Origin of the sequence: Actinobacillus ureae ATCC 25976, from assembly GCF_000188255.1 — a bacterium.
Taxonomy (GTDB): Bacteria; Pseudomonadota; Gammaproteobacteria; order Enterobacterales; family Pasteurellaceae; genus Actinobacillus; species Actinobacillus ureae.
In genome coordinates this window covers 1223116-1236920 of the sequence record NZ_GL831080.1, presented here as the reverse complement: position 1 = coordinate 1236920, position 13805 = coordinate 1223116, and the positions used below count along the sequence as shown (strand labels likewise).

The 13805-nt window shown below is 39.6% G+C and carries 16 protein-coding genes, 1 pseudogene and 1 riboswitch; of the genes and pseudogenes, 7 read left to right on the top strand and 10 right to left on the bottom strand.

What is annotated here, in order from left to right:
* Both HMPREF0027_RS12565 and HMPREF0027_RS05805 read right to left on the bottom strand, forming a co-directional pair.
* Positions 1–74, bottom strand: a 74-nt coding sequence (locus HMPREF0027_RS12565) for a cold shock domain-containing protein (RefSeq protein ID WP_244261858.1), incomplete at its 3' end; no start/stop codon positions are given.
* A 110-nt stretch (positions 75–184) separates the two neighbouring features.
* A complete protein-coding gene (locus HMPREF0027_RS05805) occupies positions 185–757 on the bottom strand; it encodes a YceB family lipoprotein (RefSeq protein ID WP_044024314.1) in 573 nt (190 codons plus the stop codon).
* Between the two features lie 116 nt (positions 758–873).
* On the opposite strand from HMPREF0027_RS05805, the gene HMPREF0027_RS12925 reads away from it, so the two are divergent.
* From HMPREF0027_RS12925 to HMPREF0027_RS05790, 4 genes and pseudogenes are all read left to right on the top strand, one after another.
* Positions 874–1008: a hypothetical protein gene (locus HMPREF0027_RS12925; protein WP_005622976.1), complete on the top strand. Its 135-nt coding sequence runs from the start codon at positions 874–876 to the stop codon at positions 1006–1008.
* Between the two features lie 71 nt (positions 1009–1079).
* The gene (gene tgt / locus HMPREF0027_RS05800; RefSeq protein WP_005622975.1) at positions 1080–2228 is read left to right on the top strand and encodes a tRNA guanosine(34) transglycosylase Tgt; all 1149 of its coding nucleotides are present in this window, start codon (positions 1080–1082) and stop codon (positions 2226–2228) included.
* A gap of 69 nt (positions 2229–2297) precedes the next feature.
* Positions 2298–2816, top strand: a pseudogene (locus tag HMPREF0027_RS05795) (hemerythrin domain-containing protein).
* 7 nt (positions 2817–2823) lie between these two features.
* On the top strand, positions 2824–3045 hold the full coding sequence (locus tag HMPREF0027_RS05790; protein ID WP_005622972.1) for a sulfurtransferase TusA family protein: 222 nt from the start codon (positions 2824–2826) through the stop codon (positions 3043–3045).
* Positions 3046–3118: 73 nt separating this feature from the next.
* Here the strand turns inward: HMPREF0027_RS05790 and HMPREF0027_RS05785 are convergent, their stop codons facing one another.
* The 7 genes from HMPREF0027_RS05785 to HMPREF0027_RS05755 form a co-directional block, all read right to left on the bottom strand.
* Positions 3119–3724, bottom strand: a complete 606-nt coding sequence (locus HMPREF0027_RS05785; RefSeq protein ID WP_005622971.1) for a TIGR04211 family SH3 domain-containing protein — start codon at positions 3722–3724, stop codon at positions 3119–3121.
* A 67-nt stretch (positions 3725–3791) separates the two neighbouring features.
* Entirely contained in the window at positions 3792–5054 is a 1263-nt protein-coding gene (locus tag HMPREF0027_RS05780; RefSeq protein WP_005622970.1) for an inorganic phosphate transporter, read from the bottom strand.
* A gap of 15 nt (positions 5055–5069) precedes the next feature.
* Positions 5070–5750: a TIGR00153 family protein gene (locus HMPREF0027_RS05775; RefSeq protein WP_005622969.1), complete on the bottom strand. Its 681-nt coding sequence runs from the start codon at positions 5748–5750 to the stop codon at positions 5070–5072.
* A gap of 172 nt (positions 5751–5922) precedes the next feature.
* Positions 5923–6681: an iron ABC transporter ATP-binding protein gene (locus tag HMPREF0027_RS05770; protein ID WP_005622960.1), complete on the bottom strand. Its 759-nt coding sequence runs from the start codon at positions 6679–6681 to the stop codon at positions 5923–5925.
* Positions 6682–6683: 2 nt separating this feature from the next.
* On the bottom strand, positions 6684–7631 hold the full coding sequence (locus HMPREF0027_RS05765; RefSeq protein ID WP_005622958.1) for an iron chelate uptake ABC transporter family permease subunit: 948 nt from the start codon (positions 7629–7631) through the stop codon (positions 6684–6686).
* Complete coding sequence (locus tag HMPREF0027_RS05760; protein ID WP_044024313.1) at positions 7624–8577, bottom strand: ABC transporter permease; 954 nt, start codon at positions 8575–8577, stop codon at positions 7624–7626. The genes HMPREF0027_RS05765 and HMPREF0027_RS05760 overlap by 8 nt, the downstream gene beginning before the upstream one ends.
* 46 nt (positions 8578–8623) lie before the next feature.
* Complete coding sequence (locus HMPREF0027_RS05755; protein ID WP_005622954.1) at positions 8624–9532, bottom strand: siderophore ABC transporter substrate-binding protein; 909 nt, start codon at positions 9530–9532, stop codon at positions 8624–8626.
* 190 nt (positions 9533–9722) lie between these two features.
* On the opposite strand from HMPREF0027_RS05755, the gene HMPREF0027_RS05750 reads away from it, so the two are divergent.
* From HMPREF0027_RS05750 to nrdR, 3 genes are read left to right on the top strand one after another with little or no spacing between them, the layout of a single operon-like run.
* Complete coding sequence (locus HMPREF0027_RS05750) at positions 9723–11186, top strand: replicative DNA helicase (protein ID WP_005622952.1); 1464 nt, start codon at positions 9723–9725, stop codon at positions 11184–11186.
* Complete coding sequence (locus tag HMPREF0027_RS05745; protein WP_005622950.1) at positions 11176–11463, top strand: YcgL domain-containing protein; 288 nt, start codon at positions 11176–11178, stop codon at positions 11461–11463. The genes HMPREF0027_RS05750 and HMPREF0027_RS05745 overlap by 11 nt, the downstream gene beginning before the upstream one ends.
* On the top strand, positions 11463–11912 hold the full coding sequence (gene nrdR / locus HMPREF0027_RS05740) for a transcriptional regulator NrdR (protein WP_005622941.1): 450 nt from the start codon (positions 11463–11465) through the stop codon (positions 11910–11912). Before HMPREF0027_RS05745 ends, nrdR begins: the two co-directional genes overlap by 1 nt.
* A gap of 101 nt (positions 11913–12013) precedes the next feature.
* Here the strand turns inward: nrdR and lysC are convergent, their stop codons facing one another.
* A complete protein-coding gene (gene lysC / locus HMPREF0027_RS05735) occupies positions 12014–13366 on the bottom strand; it encodes a lysine-sensitive aspartokinase 3 (protein WP_005622940.1) in 1353 nt (450 codons plus the stop codon).
* 98 nt (positions 13367–13464) lie between these two features.
* Positions 13465–13648, bottom strand: a riboswitch (Lysine riboswitch).
* Between the last annotated feature and the right edge of the window lie 157 nt (positions 13649–13805).

Here is a 13805-nt window from a genome sequence, read left to right as displayed (position 1 = left end):
ACTACAGCCCCTTCGCAAGTAATAAACCCAAAACCTTTTGTATTGTTGAACCATTTCACGATGCCAATTTCCATAATAATAATCTCCTGTCCTATGGCGTTAATAATACATCGTAAATTTTAGTTAAAAATGTCATAGGAGCAACGAGCAATCTTCAAAAATTAGCACTAGATCACAAAATTTCTTAAAAGACAGAGGTTTCTAGCTTTAATACGCCTTTTTGTACTACGATCGCTTTACCAAATTTTTTCACTAACGCTTCTTTAGCTTTGCTTTCATCTAAGGTGTAAACCGGCGTGTTATTTAGAATATTCGCTAAACCATCCATTAACATCGGCAGGAAAATTTGTAAGTCATCTTGGTACTTTTCCGGAGCAGCGGAATAGTTCAGTAATCGAACGTCTTTTAAATATAGAGCGCCTTTTTGCGGATCGTAAAAGGGAGTCGTATCCATATTCAAATAAATTTTCGCATCGTATTTTTTACCTTTCGCTTGCAAGATACCGTCAATGATGCCGGAAACTGCGACCTTTCTCTCATCAGTTTGCCCGATTTGGGTAGCAAGGTTGTAAAGGTGATAGTCTAATTGAAAGAGACCCGGAATACCGACTTTATCCTTTAACGGAATTTTTTCGGCTAAACGTGTTTCGAGATATTGGTTAATTTCTTGCTGGCTAATGCTGAATGCTTGTACATTACTGATAAGCGATAGCAGCAATAATGTACCAGTGAGTAAATATTTAAACGCTTTTTTCATCATACTTCCTTCTGTTAAAGATAGCTTATTCTAGTTTTGTTAATTGAAAAAGAGTAGAATAATACTCTTTTAGTTTGGTTCGGACTATAACAATTCCGTTCAATGAAGGAAACAAAATGATTAAAAAAATTATCATTTGCCTCTGCGCTTTTGCTTTAGCTAGTTGTGCGGTTGGCGGTAGCGCAAGTGTTGGTGGCGGTTCAAATGGTGTTGGTACGGGTTTCAGTTTAGGAACGGGGATCCGTTTTTAATTTGCAAATAATAAGTGGAATATGACCGCTTGTTGATGTGTTTATAGACTGTTTATCTATAAGGAATTTTGATGAAATATGAATTAAAAACTACGAGTGGCAACGCTCGTCGTGGTCGTTTGACCTTTTCTCGCCCGAAAGGCGAATATGTGGTGGAAACACCGGCATTTATGCCGGTTGGTACATACGGCACGGTAAAAGGGATGACGCCGGAAGAGGTAGCGGCAACCGGTGCGCAAATTTTATTGGGCAATACTTTCCATTTATGGTTACGCCCAGGGCAAGAAGTGATGAAATCACACGGTGATTTACACGATTTCATGCAATGGCACGGTCCGATTTTAACCGACTCAGGCGGTTTCCAAGTATTTAGCTTAGGCAAATTACGTAAAATCAAAGAAGAAGGCGTAACTTTCCAAAACCCGATTAGCGGCGAGAAAATTTTCCTCTCTCCGGAAAAATCGATGGAAATCCAATACGATCTTGGTCCGGATATCGTGATGATCTTTGATGAATGTACCCCGTATCCGGCTACTTTTGATTACGCAAAAAACTCAATGGAAATGTCGTTACGTTGGGCGAAACGTAGTCGTGATCGTTTTGATGAGTTACAAAATCCACGTGCGTTATTTGGTATTGTACAGGGTGGTACTTACGAAGAATTGCGTAAGATTTCAGTTGAAGGTTTGGTGAATATCGGCTTTGACGGTTATGCGGTCGGCGGTTTGGCGGTAGGCGAACCGAAAGAAGAAATGCACCGTATTCTTGAATTTACGACACCATTATTACCGCAAGATAAACCGCGTTACTTAATGGGTGTAGGTAAACCGGAAGATTTAGTTGAAGGTGTACGCCGTGGTATCGATATGTTCGACTGCGTAATGCCGACACGTAATGCACGTAACGGTCATTTATTTGTCAGCAATGGTATTGTGAAAATTCGTAATGCGAAATACAAAACCGATACTACTGCACTAGATCCGGAATGTGATTGCTATACCTGTAAAAACTATACGAAAGCGTATTTATATCACTTAGATAAATGCGGTGAAATTTTAGGTGCGCGTTTAAATACTATTCACAATTTACGTTATTATCAACGTTTAATGGCACAGATTCGCCAAGCGATTGAAGAAGATCGCTTTGATGATTTTGTGGTTGAATTTTATGCCAAAATTGGTAAAGAAGTTCCACCGTTACAATCGGATGTGAATAAGTAATTCAAATTTATTACGGCACAAGTTTAGGCTTGTGCCTTTTTCTCGACTATTTATTGCATAGAGGAGATTATGCAACAGTTGGAACCACAACAATTCGCAAGTTGGGCGGAACCGATAGATATGTTGTACGCTTGTCATAGCAAGGTAAAGCGTTTTTGCAAACAGCTACAAATTCTACCCGAATATTTGGCGAAAAACGGGGTAAATCAAGCGGTTAAAAATGATGTACAGCAAATTCTTAATTATTTTAATCTTTCCGCTCCGTTGCATCATGAAGATGAAGAGTGTGATTTTTTCCCTACATTACTTCAAGTTCAACCGCAAGCACAAGCAGCGGTTGATGAGTTAGAAAACCAACACGAGTTATTACATCGGAATTGGGCATTACTTTCGTTGTAATTAGAAGCGTTAGTGGCTGGTGAGCGTAATGAAGTAGATCTGGAACCTATTGCACGTTTTATCGCAGGATATGATGTTCACATTGCGATTGAAGAGCCGCTTTTCGAATTAGGACGTTCTCATTTAGCACAATTAGAATTGGAGAAGATGGGAAAAGTCATGGCGGATCGCCGAAAAATATCGCCATAGAAGCTAAATGAATCTATATCAATTAGACTTAACGGCATATAGTTGCCCATTACCGCTATTAATGGTAAAAAAGGCATTAGCGCAATTACCTCAGCATGCCACTTTGGTAATTTATCTCAATATGGAGAGTAGTGCGGATGATTTTGCGTTGCTGCGTGAACAATATGGATATCAGTGGTTGGGTTGTCAGAATGACGGGGCAAGGCAAGTTATTACGATAAAAAAATAAGCGGTTCGTTTTTGTAAAATTTTTACCAAAACAGACCGCTTGTTTTTTAATAACTCATCCCTTTCATGACCAGCTATGACCAGCCGTTATTACGGCTGCGGCGAGGCAAAATAAATGGAATCAGTAGACCGAGTAATAACCCCGCTGCTAATACAGAACCGCCGTAGATGAACCATTGAATAACAATTTCACGTTTCTCAGAATCGTGCATGGTCTCTAAGTCACGATTTTTATTCTTCAATACTTCCAATTCACGTTTAAGTTGCGCATTTTGATCAAGTAATTCACTACTTTGCTGCTCAGCTTGTTGACTACGACGTTGCATCTCAACGGTACGTTGCTGCCAATCGCTGTCAATCTTACCTAATTTGGCGCTTAAATCCTGCACTTGTTGCTGTAGTTGTGGGATTAAATCCTTTGGACTTGTTGTTTGAGAAATTTCTGAAGCAAGTACCCAGCCTTCACGATTTTTGCTATCACGAATAAGAACAAAGCGATCTTTACGGTCTAACACCGTTACTTTTTCTCCTGCTTGAATAGCACCTGAGATTTTATATTGATCGCCAGCCCCTTTACGCATATAAGTACTGAGATTTTCAGTAATATAATCTGCCGAAAAAGCAGGAAGAGAGGTTCCGAGTAATAAACAAGCGAGTAGGGGCGACTTTCGTTTTAGCATAATCGATGTTCCTTTTAGTCAGTAAAAAGGAAAAGCACAACGATGTACTTTTCCCAGAGTTAAAAAATTAATAGAAAATCGCTAGTAGAATTTCATAAATCACAATAGCGATAATTGCGCCGACAGGTAATGTAATTACCCACGAAGCAACGATATTACGAATAATACCTAAGTTTAATGCTGCAATACCGCGAGCAAAGCCCACACCTAAAATTGCACCAACAATTGTCTGTGTAGTTGAAATCGGTAAGCCGGTACCAGATGCGATAACCACAGTAGTTGCGCAAGCAAATTCAGCTGAGAATCCACGGCTTGGTGTTAAGTCTGTAATACCGGTACCCATTGTACCCATTACTTTGTAGCCCATGATAAGCATACCTGCAGCAATACCAGCCGCACCTAAAGGTAAAATCCAAGGTGCTAATGCCGCTTTATCGCTTACCATACCGCCACTTTCTACAATTGATACTACTGCAGAAAGAGGACCTACAGCGTTTGCTACGTCATTCGAGCCATGCGCAAATGCCATTGAACAAGCAGTTAATAGCATTAAGATACTAAATACTTTTTCTACACCACCGAATGCCGCACCTTGAGCACGCTTTGCAAATGCTTCGCTACGGAAGTAGAAGTAACAAGTAACAACGGCAACCGCAGCGATAGCTGAAGAGATTAACACGGTTTCCGTAGTGGTTAGGTGTAAACCAACGTGCTTCAGACCTTTAGTCATGGTAACGATACTTAAAATAAAAGCGGTTAACGCCATATAGAAAGGACCGTATTTTTGTGCATTTTTCATTGGTTCAGCCGTATCGAAGATTAACTGCTGTGTACTGGTGAAAATCCAGTAAGCAACGATACCAGCAATAACTGGTGTAATAAACCAGCTACCTACGATTCCACCTAATTGTCCCCATTGTACAGCCTCACTACCTACGGTTAAGCAACCGAAACCGATAATTGCACCGATGATTGCATGGGTAGTAGATACCGGCCAACCCATTTTCGATGCGATTAATAACCAAAAACCGGCAGCAAAAAGCGCAGACATCATACCTAATACTAAAACATCTGGCTTATCGGCAAAAAGTGAAACGTCAATAATACCGCTTTTAATTGTTTCGGTTACCTCACCGCCAGCAAGGTAAGCACCGGCAAATTCAAAGACCATTGCAATAATAATTGCTTGGCGTGCAGTGATCGTACCTGAACCTACAGACGTACCCATTGCGTTAGATACGTCGTTGGCACCAATACCAAATGCCATAAAAAAACCAAAAAGGGCAGTAATAATGACTAACGTAGAACCATATTCTTGAAGTAATTCCATTAAATCTCCTTAATATTATGCTTTGGCCAGCATTAGCTCGATACGCGATCCTACACGTTGAGCTTGGTCAGCTAAAATGCTAACTCGTTCAATACATTTATATAAAAACATTACATCAATCGGGTTGAGCTCATTCTCAACAGTTCTTAATGTACGACGCAATACGATTTGAAGCTGATCGGTATCGTCTTCAATTTGATCAAGTTCTAAAATCATATTGTTTACAAATTTTAATTCACGACCGCGGAAGCCTGTTTCCAATAATTCATCAAGTTCGGCAAGTACTTTACGAACTTGGCGAGTGGAATCAAGGCTACGAGAAAGAAACTGTTTGAAAGGTTCTTGCATCGGCTCAGGAATCACTAATTGACGACCGATAATACGGCCAGAAATATCTCTTGAATAATTTGCTACTTTATCTAATTGAGTTACTAACTCTAACAGGTCGGTTCTTTCTACCGGTAAGAACAAACCGCGAGGAAGTTTCAAACGAATTTCACGTTTTAAAGCATCTGCACGACGCTCTAAATCAATAATTTGCTCACGGACTTCAGCAGCTTTGTCCCAATCTTTTTGGAAGGTGGCTGCAAAGAACGGTTCGAGAAGCTCACTACATTCAGTCACTTTTACAGACAGTTTTTGTAGTGGTTTAAGTGGCGATTGTGCGAATAAACCTAAAATGTTATTCATTGCCATAGGGATATCTCCATTGTGATTAAATTTACTCAATTTTGTACAAGACAAAATCTCCTTTATTTTACTTTATACAAGCTAAAAGATCACTGGAAAATAGAAAAATAAGCGGTCTAATTTGTAAGATTTTTTACCAATTAAACCGCTTGAAATATATTTGTTCAAATTTAGTCAATTAAATATGATGAACAACAAGGCGTTTGCCATTATGCTCAAGCACTTCCGCATCTAAGTTAAACACGGTTTTTAAATTCTCAGGAGTGATAATTTCCTCCGGTGAACCGGTCATAATAATCTCACCGTTCTTCATTGCCACGATAGTATCGGCATAAGCTGCCGCCATGTTAATATCATGTACAACCATTACTGTGGTCAATTGTAATTCAACAGTGAGTTTGCGTAGTAAGCGCATTAATTCTCTTGCATAAAACATGTCCAAATTATTTAATGGCTCATCAAGTAAAACGTGCTGTGTTTGTTGACAGAATGTCATTGCAATTAAAGCTCTTTGGCGTTGCCCGCCGGAAAGTTCATTTAAAAAACGATCTTTTAGTTGGTCAAGTTCGAAACGTTGTAACGCTTTTTCGACAACTTGTCTATCATGCTCACTGATTTTCCCTTGGTGATGCGGATAACGACCGAACATTAATAAGTCTTGCACGGTAATTCGGCTATGAATCACGTTATCTTGCGTCAAAATCGCTAAATGTTGAGCAATTTTGCGTGAATCTGCCTCTGCAATATTGTAATTATTTAACCAAATTTGACCGCTTTGTATATTTTGCAAACGGGCAATCAAGGAAAGTAACGTAGATTTACCCGCTCCGTTTGCGCCGATAAGAGCGGTAGTACCACCATTAGGAATATGTAAGTTAATATTATTTAAAATAGTCGTATTACCAATTTTATGAGAAATATTTTTAATATCGATCATCGTTATTTCTTCTGTTGTTTCAAAATCAAATAAATAAATACTATACCGCCGAAAAACTCGATGACTACGCTAAGTACCCCTTGCATTCCTAGCAGTTGTTCGAATATGGCTTGCCCTAATACTAACGTAGTTGCAGAGATAAAAAACGTCATTGGAATACGTACGCTGTGTGCAATCACTGGGCTAAGTGCATTAACGAGCGCACATACCAACAAGCCTAAAAACAGAATTGGACCGACTAATGCGGTAGAAACCGATACCAACAATGCACAACAGATAAGTAGTTGGCGAGAAAATGTATGGTAATTGATCCCTAGATTGATCGCACGATTTCGGCCCAGCAGTAGCACATCAAGTTTATGACGTTGTTGCCAAATCCATAAACTACTAAGTACAGCGATGGTTATGCCAATCCATAGTAATGTCGGATTGACACTATTAAAGCTGGCAAAAGACGAACCTTGTGCAACGGCAAATTCTTCAGGATCAATCATTCGTTGTAGCAAGTTATTCAAACTTCTAAATAACACGCCAAAAACCACACCGACTAAAATCATACGAGCCAGATCAGCATTTTCTTTAGTGAGTGTTTTAAATAGTAAAAGTGAGCCGCATAACATCAGTATGCTTTCGAACACAAATTTATTAGCAATATCTAATTGTGTGAATCCAATACCGCCGAAGATAAAAATTAACACGGTTTGCGTAAGCAAATAGAGCGAATCAAATCCTAGAATGCTTGGCGTTAGAATCGGATTATTTGTCAATGTTTGGAATAATAATGTTGATATTCCGATCGTATAAGCAATCGTTAATAGTAATAAAAGCTTTTTGCCTCTAAACGGCAGAATAAAATCCCAATTACCGTTTGCATTAAATGTCATAAAAAATAGTGCGCTTGCAGCTAAGAACATACCTAATAGGATAAGCAAATAGGTTGACTTACGCATAGCGTTTCCCCCTGAATAATAAGGAGAGGAATACGACAGTTCCGCAAATGCCGAAGATGGTGGAAATTGGTACTTCATAAGGTACATTGATAAGTCGGCCGATAATGTCACAAACTAAAACGAGATTTGCACCTAGTAATACCACGGCTGGGAGGTTTTTACGTAAGCGGTCACCGGCTAAACGAGAGACAATATTCGGTACGACTAAACCAATAAATGGAATTTGTCCGATAGTAACTACGACCACAGCGGTAATAAGTGCAACGGTAACCAAGGCAAGCCATGTCATTCGGCGATAATTAATGCCGAGGTTAGTGCTGATATTTTGTCCGAGGCCGGTGATACTTAATTGATCCGCCATAATATAAATGACCACAGCAAGCGCAGCGGTAAGCCATAATAATTCATAACGACCGGCTAAAACGCCTGAAAAATCACCGGCAAACCAAACGGATAAGAGTTGTAGTGAATCGGTTTCGTACGCAATAAAGGTGGTAATAGCTTCAATAATATTGCCGAATACAATACCGATTAGTGGCACTATGAGTTTTTGATGAGGGGGAAGATTACGTAGTAACAGCATAAAAATGCCCATACCGATTAATGCGCAACAAGTGGCAAACGACATTTTCGCTACAAGCGGAGCGGCAGGAAAAATCAGACTGATAGCTAATACACCAAGAGCGGCACTTTGGCTTGCACCAATCATACTCGGTTCAATAAAGCGATTTTTTAAAACGATTTGTAATACCATGCCGGCAACACTCAAGGTTGCACCTACTAATATAATGGCAAGAGTACGAGGAAGACGACTGATAAAAAACAGTTGTGTTTGTTCTGGATCAGATAATAAAGCCGACCAATGAAAGTCGGCTACACCCACAGACATACTCAGTAAACTGAGAATTAAAAGCGAAAAAAAACTAAATTGAGTAAGTGAAAACATAGATTAGTTAAAATTATTGCCCCCACTAATGTGAGGGCGTGTGAACTTATTTAGAAAATGCTTTTTTAATATTGATTAAATCTGTACGCATTTGTTCAATACCACCAGCTGCTAAGTAAGCCGCACTGCTTAAATAAACAATTTGGCCGTTTTTCCAAGCTTTAGTTTGATGTACCAGTTCATTATCTAAAATTTCTTGTGCTGTTTTACCTTCTTGACCAATCGCGGCCGTGCGGTCAAGTACAAATAACCAGTCAGGATTGATTTTTTGTAAAAATTCATGTGAAATTGGTTCACCATGGCTTGTACCTTTTTTATGTACATCGGCCTTTGCAAGTGGAATTCCAAGTGCTGAGTGTACCCAACCTAAACGTCCTTTATCACCGAACGCTGACATTTTTCCACCGTTAACAATGATAATCAAGCCGTTACCTTTACCTTTAACTGCAGCTTGGGTCTCTTTTAATAACGTTTCAATTTCCGCTTTATATTCGTGAGCTTTCTCTTGTTTAGCAAATAATTTGCCTAAGCTATCTAAGTTTGCTAAACCGGCTTCAATGGTATTCAATTCAGGATTCGGCGTTAAATCAATGGCATTAGCAATTGTTTTAACGTCATCTAATTTTTTTGCAGAGCGTGTTGCAACAATAATTAAATCCGGTTTTAAGCTGTTTAATGCTTCTAGGTTAGGCTCAAAAACCGTACCGATATTAGCCGCTTGTGCTACTGCTGGTTTTAAGTGTGGTAATGTTTTGGCTACATCGGGGGAACCGGCAACGGCTACGCCTAAGTGTTGTAAAACATCAATGGCAGCAGCATCGAAAACTGCGACCTTATTAGGTGTTTGAGTAAAGATCACTTCACCTCGAGCGGTTGGAATTGTCACATCTTTTGCAAATGCTGATGTGCTTAATGTTGCCGCAAGAGTTAAAGTAAAGAATGCTTTTTTTAACATAGATCCTTCCTGTTTAAAAATATATACCGTAAATGAAAATTATTCCCAATGATTTTAACAGTATTTTCAATGATGTCAAAAGACTTTAATATGCTTGAATTTGATTAAAAATTGCAAATTTCAATTTGGACAAATTTCCGCTAAACTAATCAATTATATTTATATTATTTGTTACCTAGAATTTTTACACATGGCTGAGTACACACCATCAAATAAAGAAAACGTAAGAGATAAACAAGTCGAGCAAATTGCCATATCGCCTCATTCTATTGAAGCGGAACAAGCGGTATTAGGTGGTATTATGCTAAGCAACGATCATTGGGATAACGTTGCCGAGCGTGTACAACCGACAGATTTTTATAACTACGCACATCGAACTATTTTTGAGCAAATGGTAGAGCTGGTACGTAATAATCAGCCAATTGATATCATCACCCTAGATCAAGCTTTAAAAGATAAAGGCGTACTGCAAGATGTTGGTGGTTTCGCTTATTTAGCCGAGCTTTCTAAAAATACACCTAGCGCAGCGAATATTCTTGCTTATGCGGATATTGTGCGTGATCGTTCTGATTTACGTGGCGTGATTACCGCCGGTAATCAAATTGCGGAGATGGCGTACCATACGAAAGGCAGAAATGCAAAAGAAGTCTTAGATGAAGCGGAACGTATCGTATTTGAAATTGCCGAAAAACGTAATACCAGTAATGAAGGCCCGCAAAAAATTGATGACATTTTAATTAATACGCTTGCTCGTATTGAGATGCTTTCAAAAAACCGCAACAATGGTGGGGTAACTGGCGTTTCAACCGGTTTCATTGATTTAAATAAAAAGACCTCAGGTTTACAACCTTCGGATTTAATTATTGTTGCAGCACGTCCGTCTATGGGTAAAACTACTTTTGCGATGAACTTATGCGAAAATGCCTCGCTAGTTGATGTGGAAGATCCGAATGATTTGGATGAATACGGTAACCCTCGTAAGAAGCCGGCTAAACCGGTATTGATTTTCAGTCTTGAGATGCCAGCAGACCAAATTATGATGCGTATGTTGGCTTCGCTTTCTCGCGTAGATCAAACTAAGATCCGAACTGGGCAGATTCATGATGATGAAGATTGGGCGAAAATATCCAGCACGATGGCAATTTTGCAAGAGCGCAAAAATATCTATATCGATGACAGTTCCGGTTTAACACCAACCGAGTTACGTTCGCGTGCAAGACGAGTATATCGAGAGAATGGCGGGTTAAGTATGATCATGGTGGATTATTTGCAGTTAATGCGTGCGCCGGCATTTTCCGATAACCGAACGCTTGAAATTGCTGAGATTTCCCGTTCTCTGAAGGCATTGGCAAAGGAATTACAAGTGCCGGTTGTGGCGCTTTCGCAGTTAAACCGAAGCTTGGAACAACGTGCCGATAAACGCCCGGTAAACTCGGACTTACGTGAATCCGGATCTATTGAGCAAGATGCGGACTTAATTATGTTTATTTATCGTGATGAGGTGTATAACGATAATTCCGATTTAAAAGGGATTGCCGAAATTATTATCGGTAAACAACGTAACGGTCCGATTGGACGAGTTCGTTTAACTTTCCAAGGTCAATATTCAAGATTTGATAACTATACAGGCGGAGCCTATGACGATGAGTACTAATCTTTGTGCAATTTATAAAAGCCTAAAAAGAGAAGGAATGTTTCTTTATGTAGCAAAGCGCGATCAATTTGATAGCGTACCTGAAACATTACGACAAATGTTTGGTAAGCCGCAATTTGTGATGCTATTTAATTTAAATGGTGAGAAGCAACTCAAGTGGTCAAAAAACGAAGAAGTTTTGCAAGCGATCCAAACACAGGGCTTTTTCTTACAAATGCCACCGCCACCGGAGAATTTGTTAAAAACATTTCTTGAACAAAATAGAGGAGAAGCGTAATGCGTTGTCCGTTTTGTGCCGCAGAGGATACAAAAGTTGTTGATTCACGTTTAGCGGCGGACGGCTACCAAATTCGCCGCCGTCGAGAATGTATTAGCTGTAAAGAGCGTTTTACGACTTTTGAATCGGCTGAATTGGTTGTGCCTTATATTGTGAAAAATAACGGTAACCGAGTGCCGTTTGATGCGAATAAGTTACGAGTCAGTCTAAGCCGTGCGTTAGAAAAGCGTCCGGTAAGTGCCGATGATCTTGAAAAAGCAATCAGCAAAATTATTATTCAGCTGCAATCGACCGGCGAACGAGAAGTTCCGAGTAAATTAGTGGGGAATCTCGCAATGGATGCCTTAAAACAGTTGGATAAGGTCGCTTATATTCGCTTTGCTTCGGTTTACCTTAGCTTTGATGATATTGAAGAGTTTACCCAAGAAATTGAAAAACTCAGAGAGTAGTAAAAATGCCACAATATTTGTTGTGGCATTTTTTATAACATGGATACAAGCGGTCGAATTTGTAAAAAATTTTGCAAATTTAACCGCTTGTTTAGTTGGGATTATTCGAATAAACCAGCGTGCAGTGAACGAACTACTTCATCCGCTTCTTCATTTTTCACTAGAGTACATACGTTATTTGTGCTTGCACCGTAGCTAATTAAACGGATATTGAAGTTTTCAATCGTATGGAATAACTGTTTCGCCACACCTACTTGGGTATGCAAGTTGTTACCGATAATAGCAACAAGCGCCAGATTGTTTTCTACTTGTACGTGGCAATAAGCGTTTAATTCATCCAGTAACTCTTTGGATAACATATCTGCACCGGATGATGCAGAACCAGTCTTATCTAAAGTTAGTGCAACGCTGACTTCCGATGTAGTAATCACATCTACCGAAATTTTGTGTTTTGCTAAAATAGCGAACACGTTAGCTAAAAAGCCTTGAGCGTGGAGCATTGAAAGGCTAGAAAGCGTTAATAAAGTTTGGTTACGACGTAACGCAATTGCACGGAAAGTCGGGCGAGGTTGTGGATCACGCGTTACCCAAGTACCGCCTTGTTCCGGCGCTTTACTTGAACCGACATATACCGGAATGTTGCTACGTACAGCCGGTAATAAGGTCGCAGGATGTAGAACTTTTGCACCGAATGTTGCCATTTCCGCCGCTTCATTAAATGCCATGGTATCAATGCGTTGTGCATTTGGTACGACACGAGGATCGGTTGTGTAAATGCCCAGTACGTCCGTCCAAATTAAAACATCATTTGCATTTAGCACTTCTGCTAATAGTGCTGCAGAGTAGTCTGAACCGCCACGACCTAATGTGGTTGTTTTACCTTCATCATCTCGACCGATAAAGCCTTGGGTGATCACTACGTTACCTGCAGCGATTAACGGCTTAATTACTTCGTCAGATTGTTGTTGGGTCTTCTCATCATTTGGAGCAGCTTTTCCATAATTACTATTTGTCGCTACAACGTCACGCACATCCACCCATACTGCTGGGAAATTACGTTCTTTTAAAAGTTGAGTGAAAATTTTGGTCGACATCATTTCACCGTGACAGATTAATTCATCGGTTAAAGCGTTAGATGTCGCAAGGCTCGCGGATTCGGCTAATGCGCTGATGTGCTGTAATAATTTGTCAATCTCAGCAGAAATTTCGCTTTGACTTTGTAGTTTTTCAATAATGTTATATTGAATTGTACGCACTGCATTTAAAATTTCGTCACGGCGTTCTTTTTCGCAACCGTTTGCCAATTCTACTAAATAATTAGTTACGCCAGCTGATGCAGAAAGTACCACAACACGTGTATTAGCGTCCGCTGTTACGATGTTTGCACAAGAAGTCATTGCTTCAAAATTAGCTACGCTAGTGCCACCAAATTTAGCAACCGAAAGATGAGACATAATAAGAATTTCCTATAAATCAAAAAATAATAGATGACGTTGTGTAGTGGATATTCGAAAGGAAATTGAGTAGATTAGGCGGTTTGATTTAGGAACCAATTAATCAGAGCACTCCATTTAAACTTGTGTTAAATGACAGCTGATAGGATTCAACCTGACTCAGCCGATGTTCATTCCAGTCTAGTGAATTCACACCTCGGCAAGCACTCCCATCATTTAATCCTCAAACGGCCCTAGTTGCCTTGAATTAAACTGCCTGAGTGTTGCGCCTCTCCCGCAATGAATAAATTCATTACTTCTTTTCAAAAGCTGAAAAGTTTGTATAGAAATACCCTTTTATTAGAGGGGTGTCAAACGATATTTATTCTGAATGGAAAGAATGCTTAAGGAATGGGCTAATTTGAGGATAATTTTAGATAAAAAATAAAGGGGCTGTAGT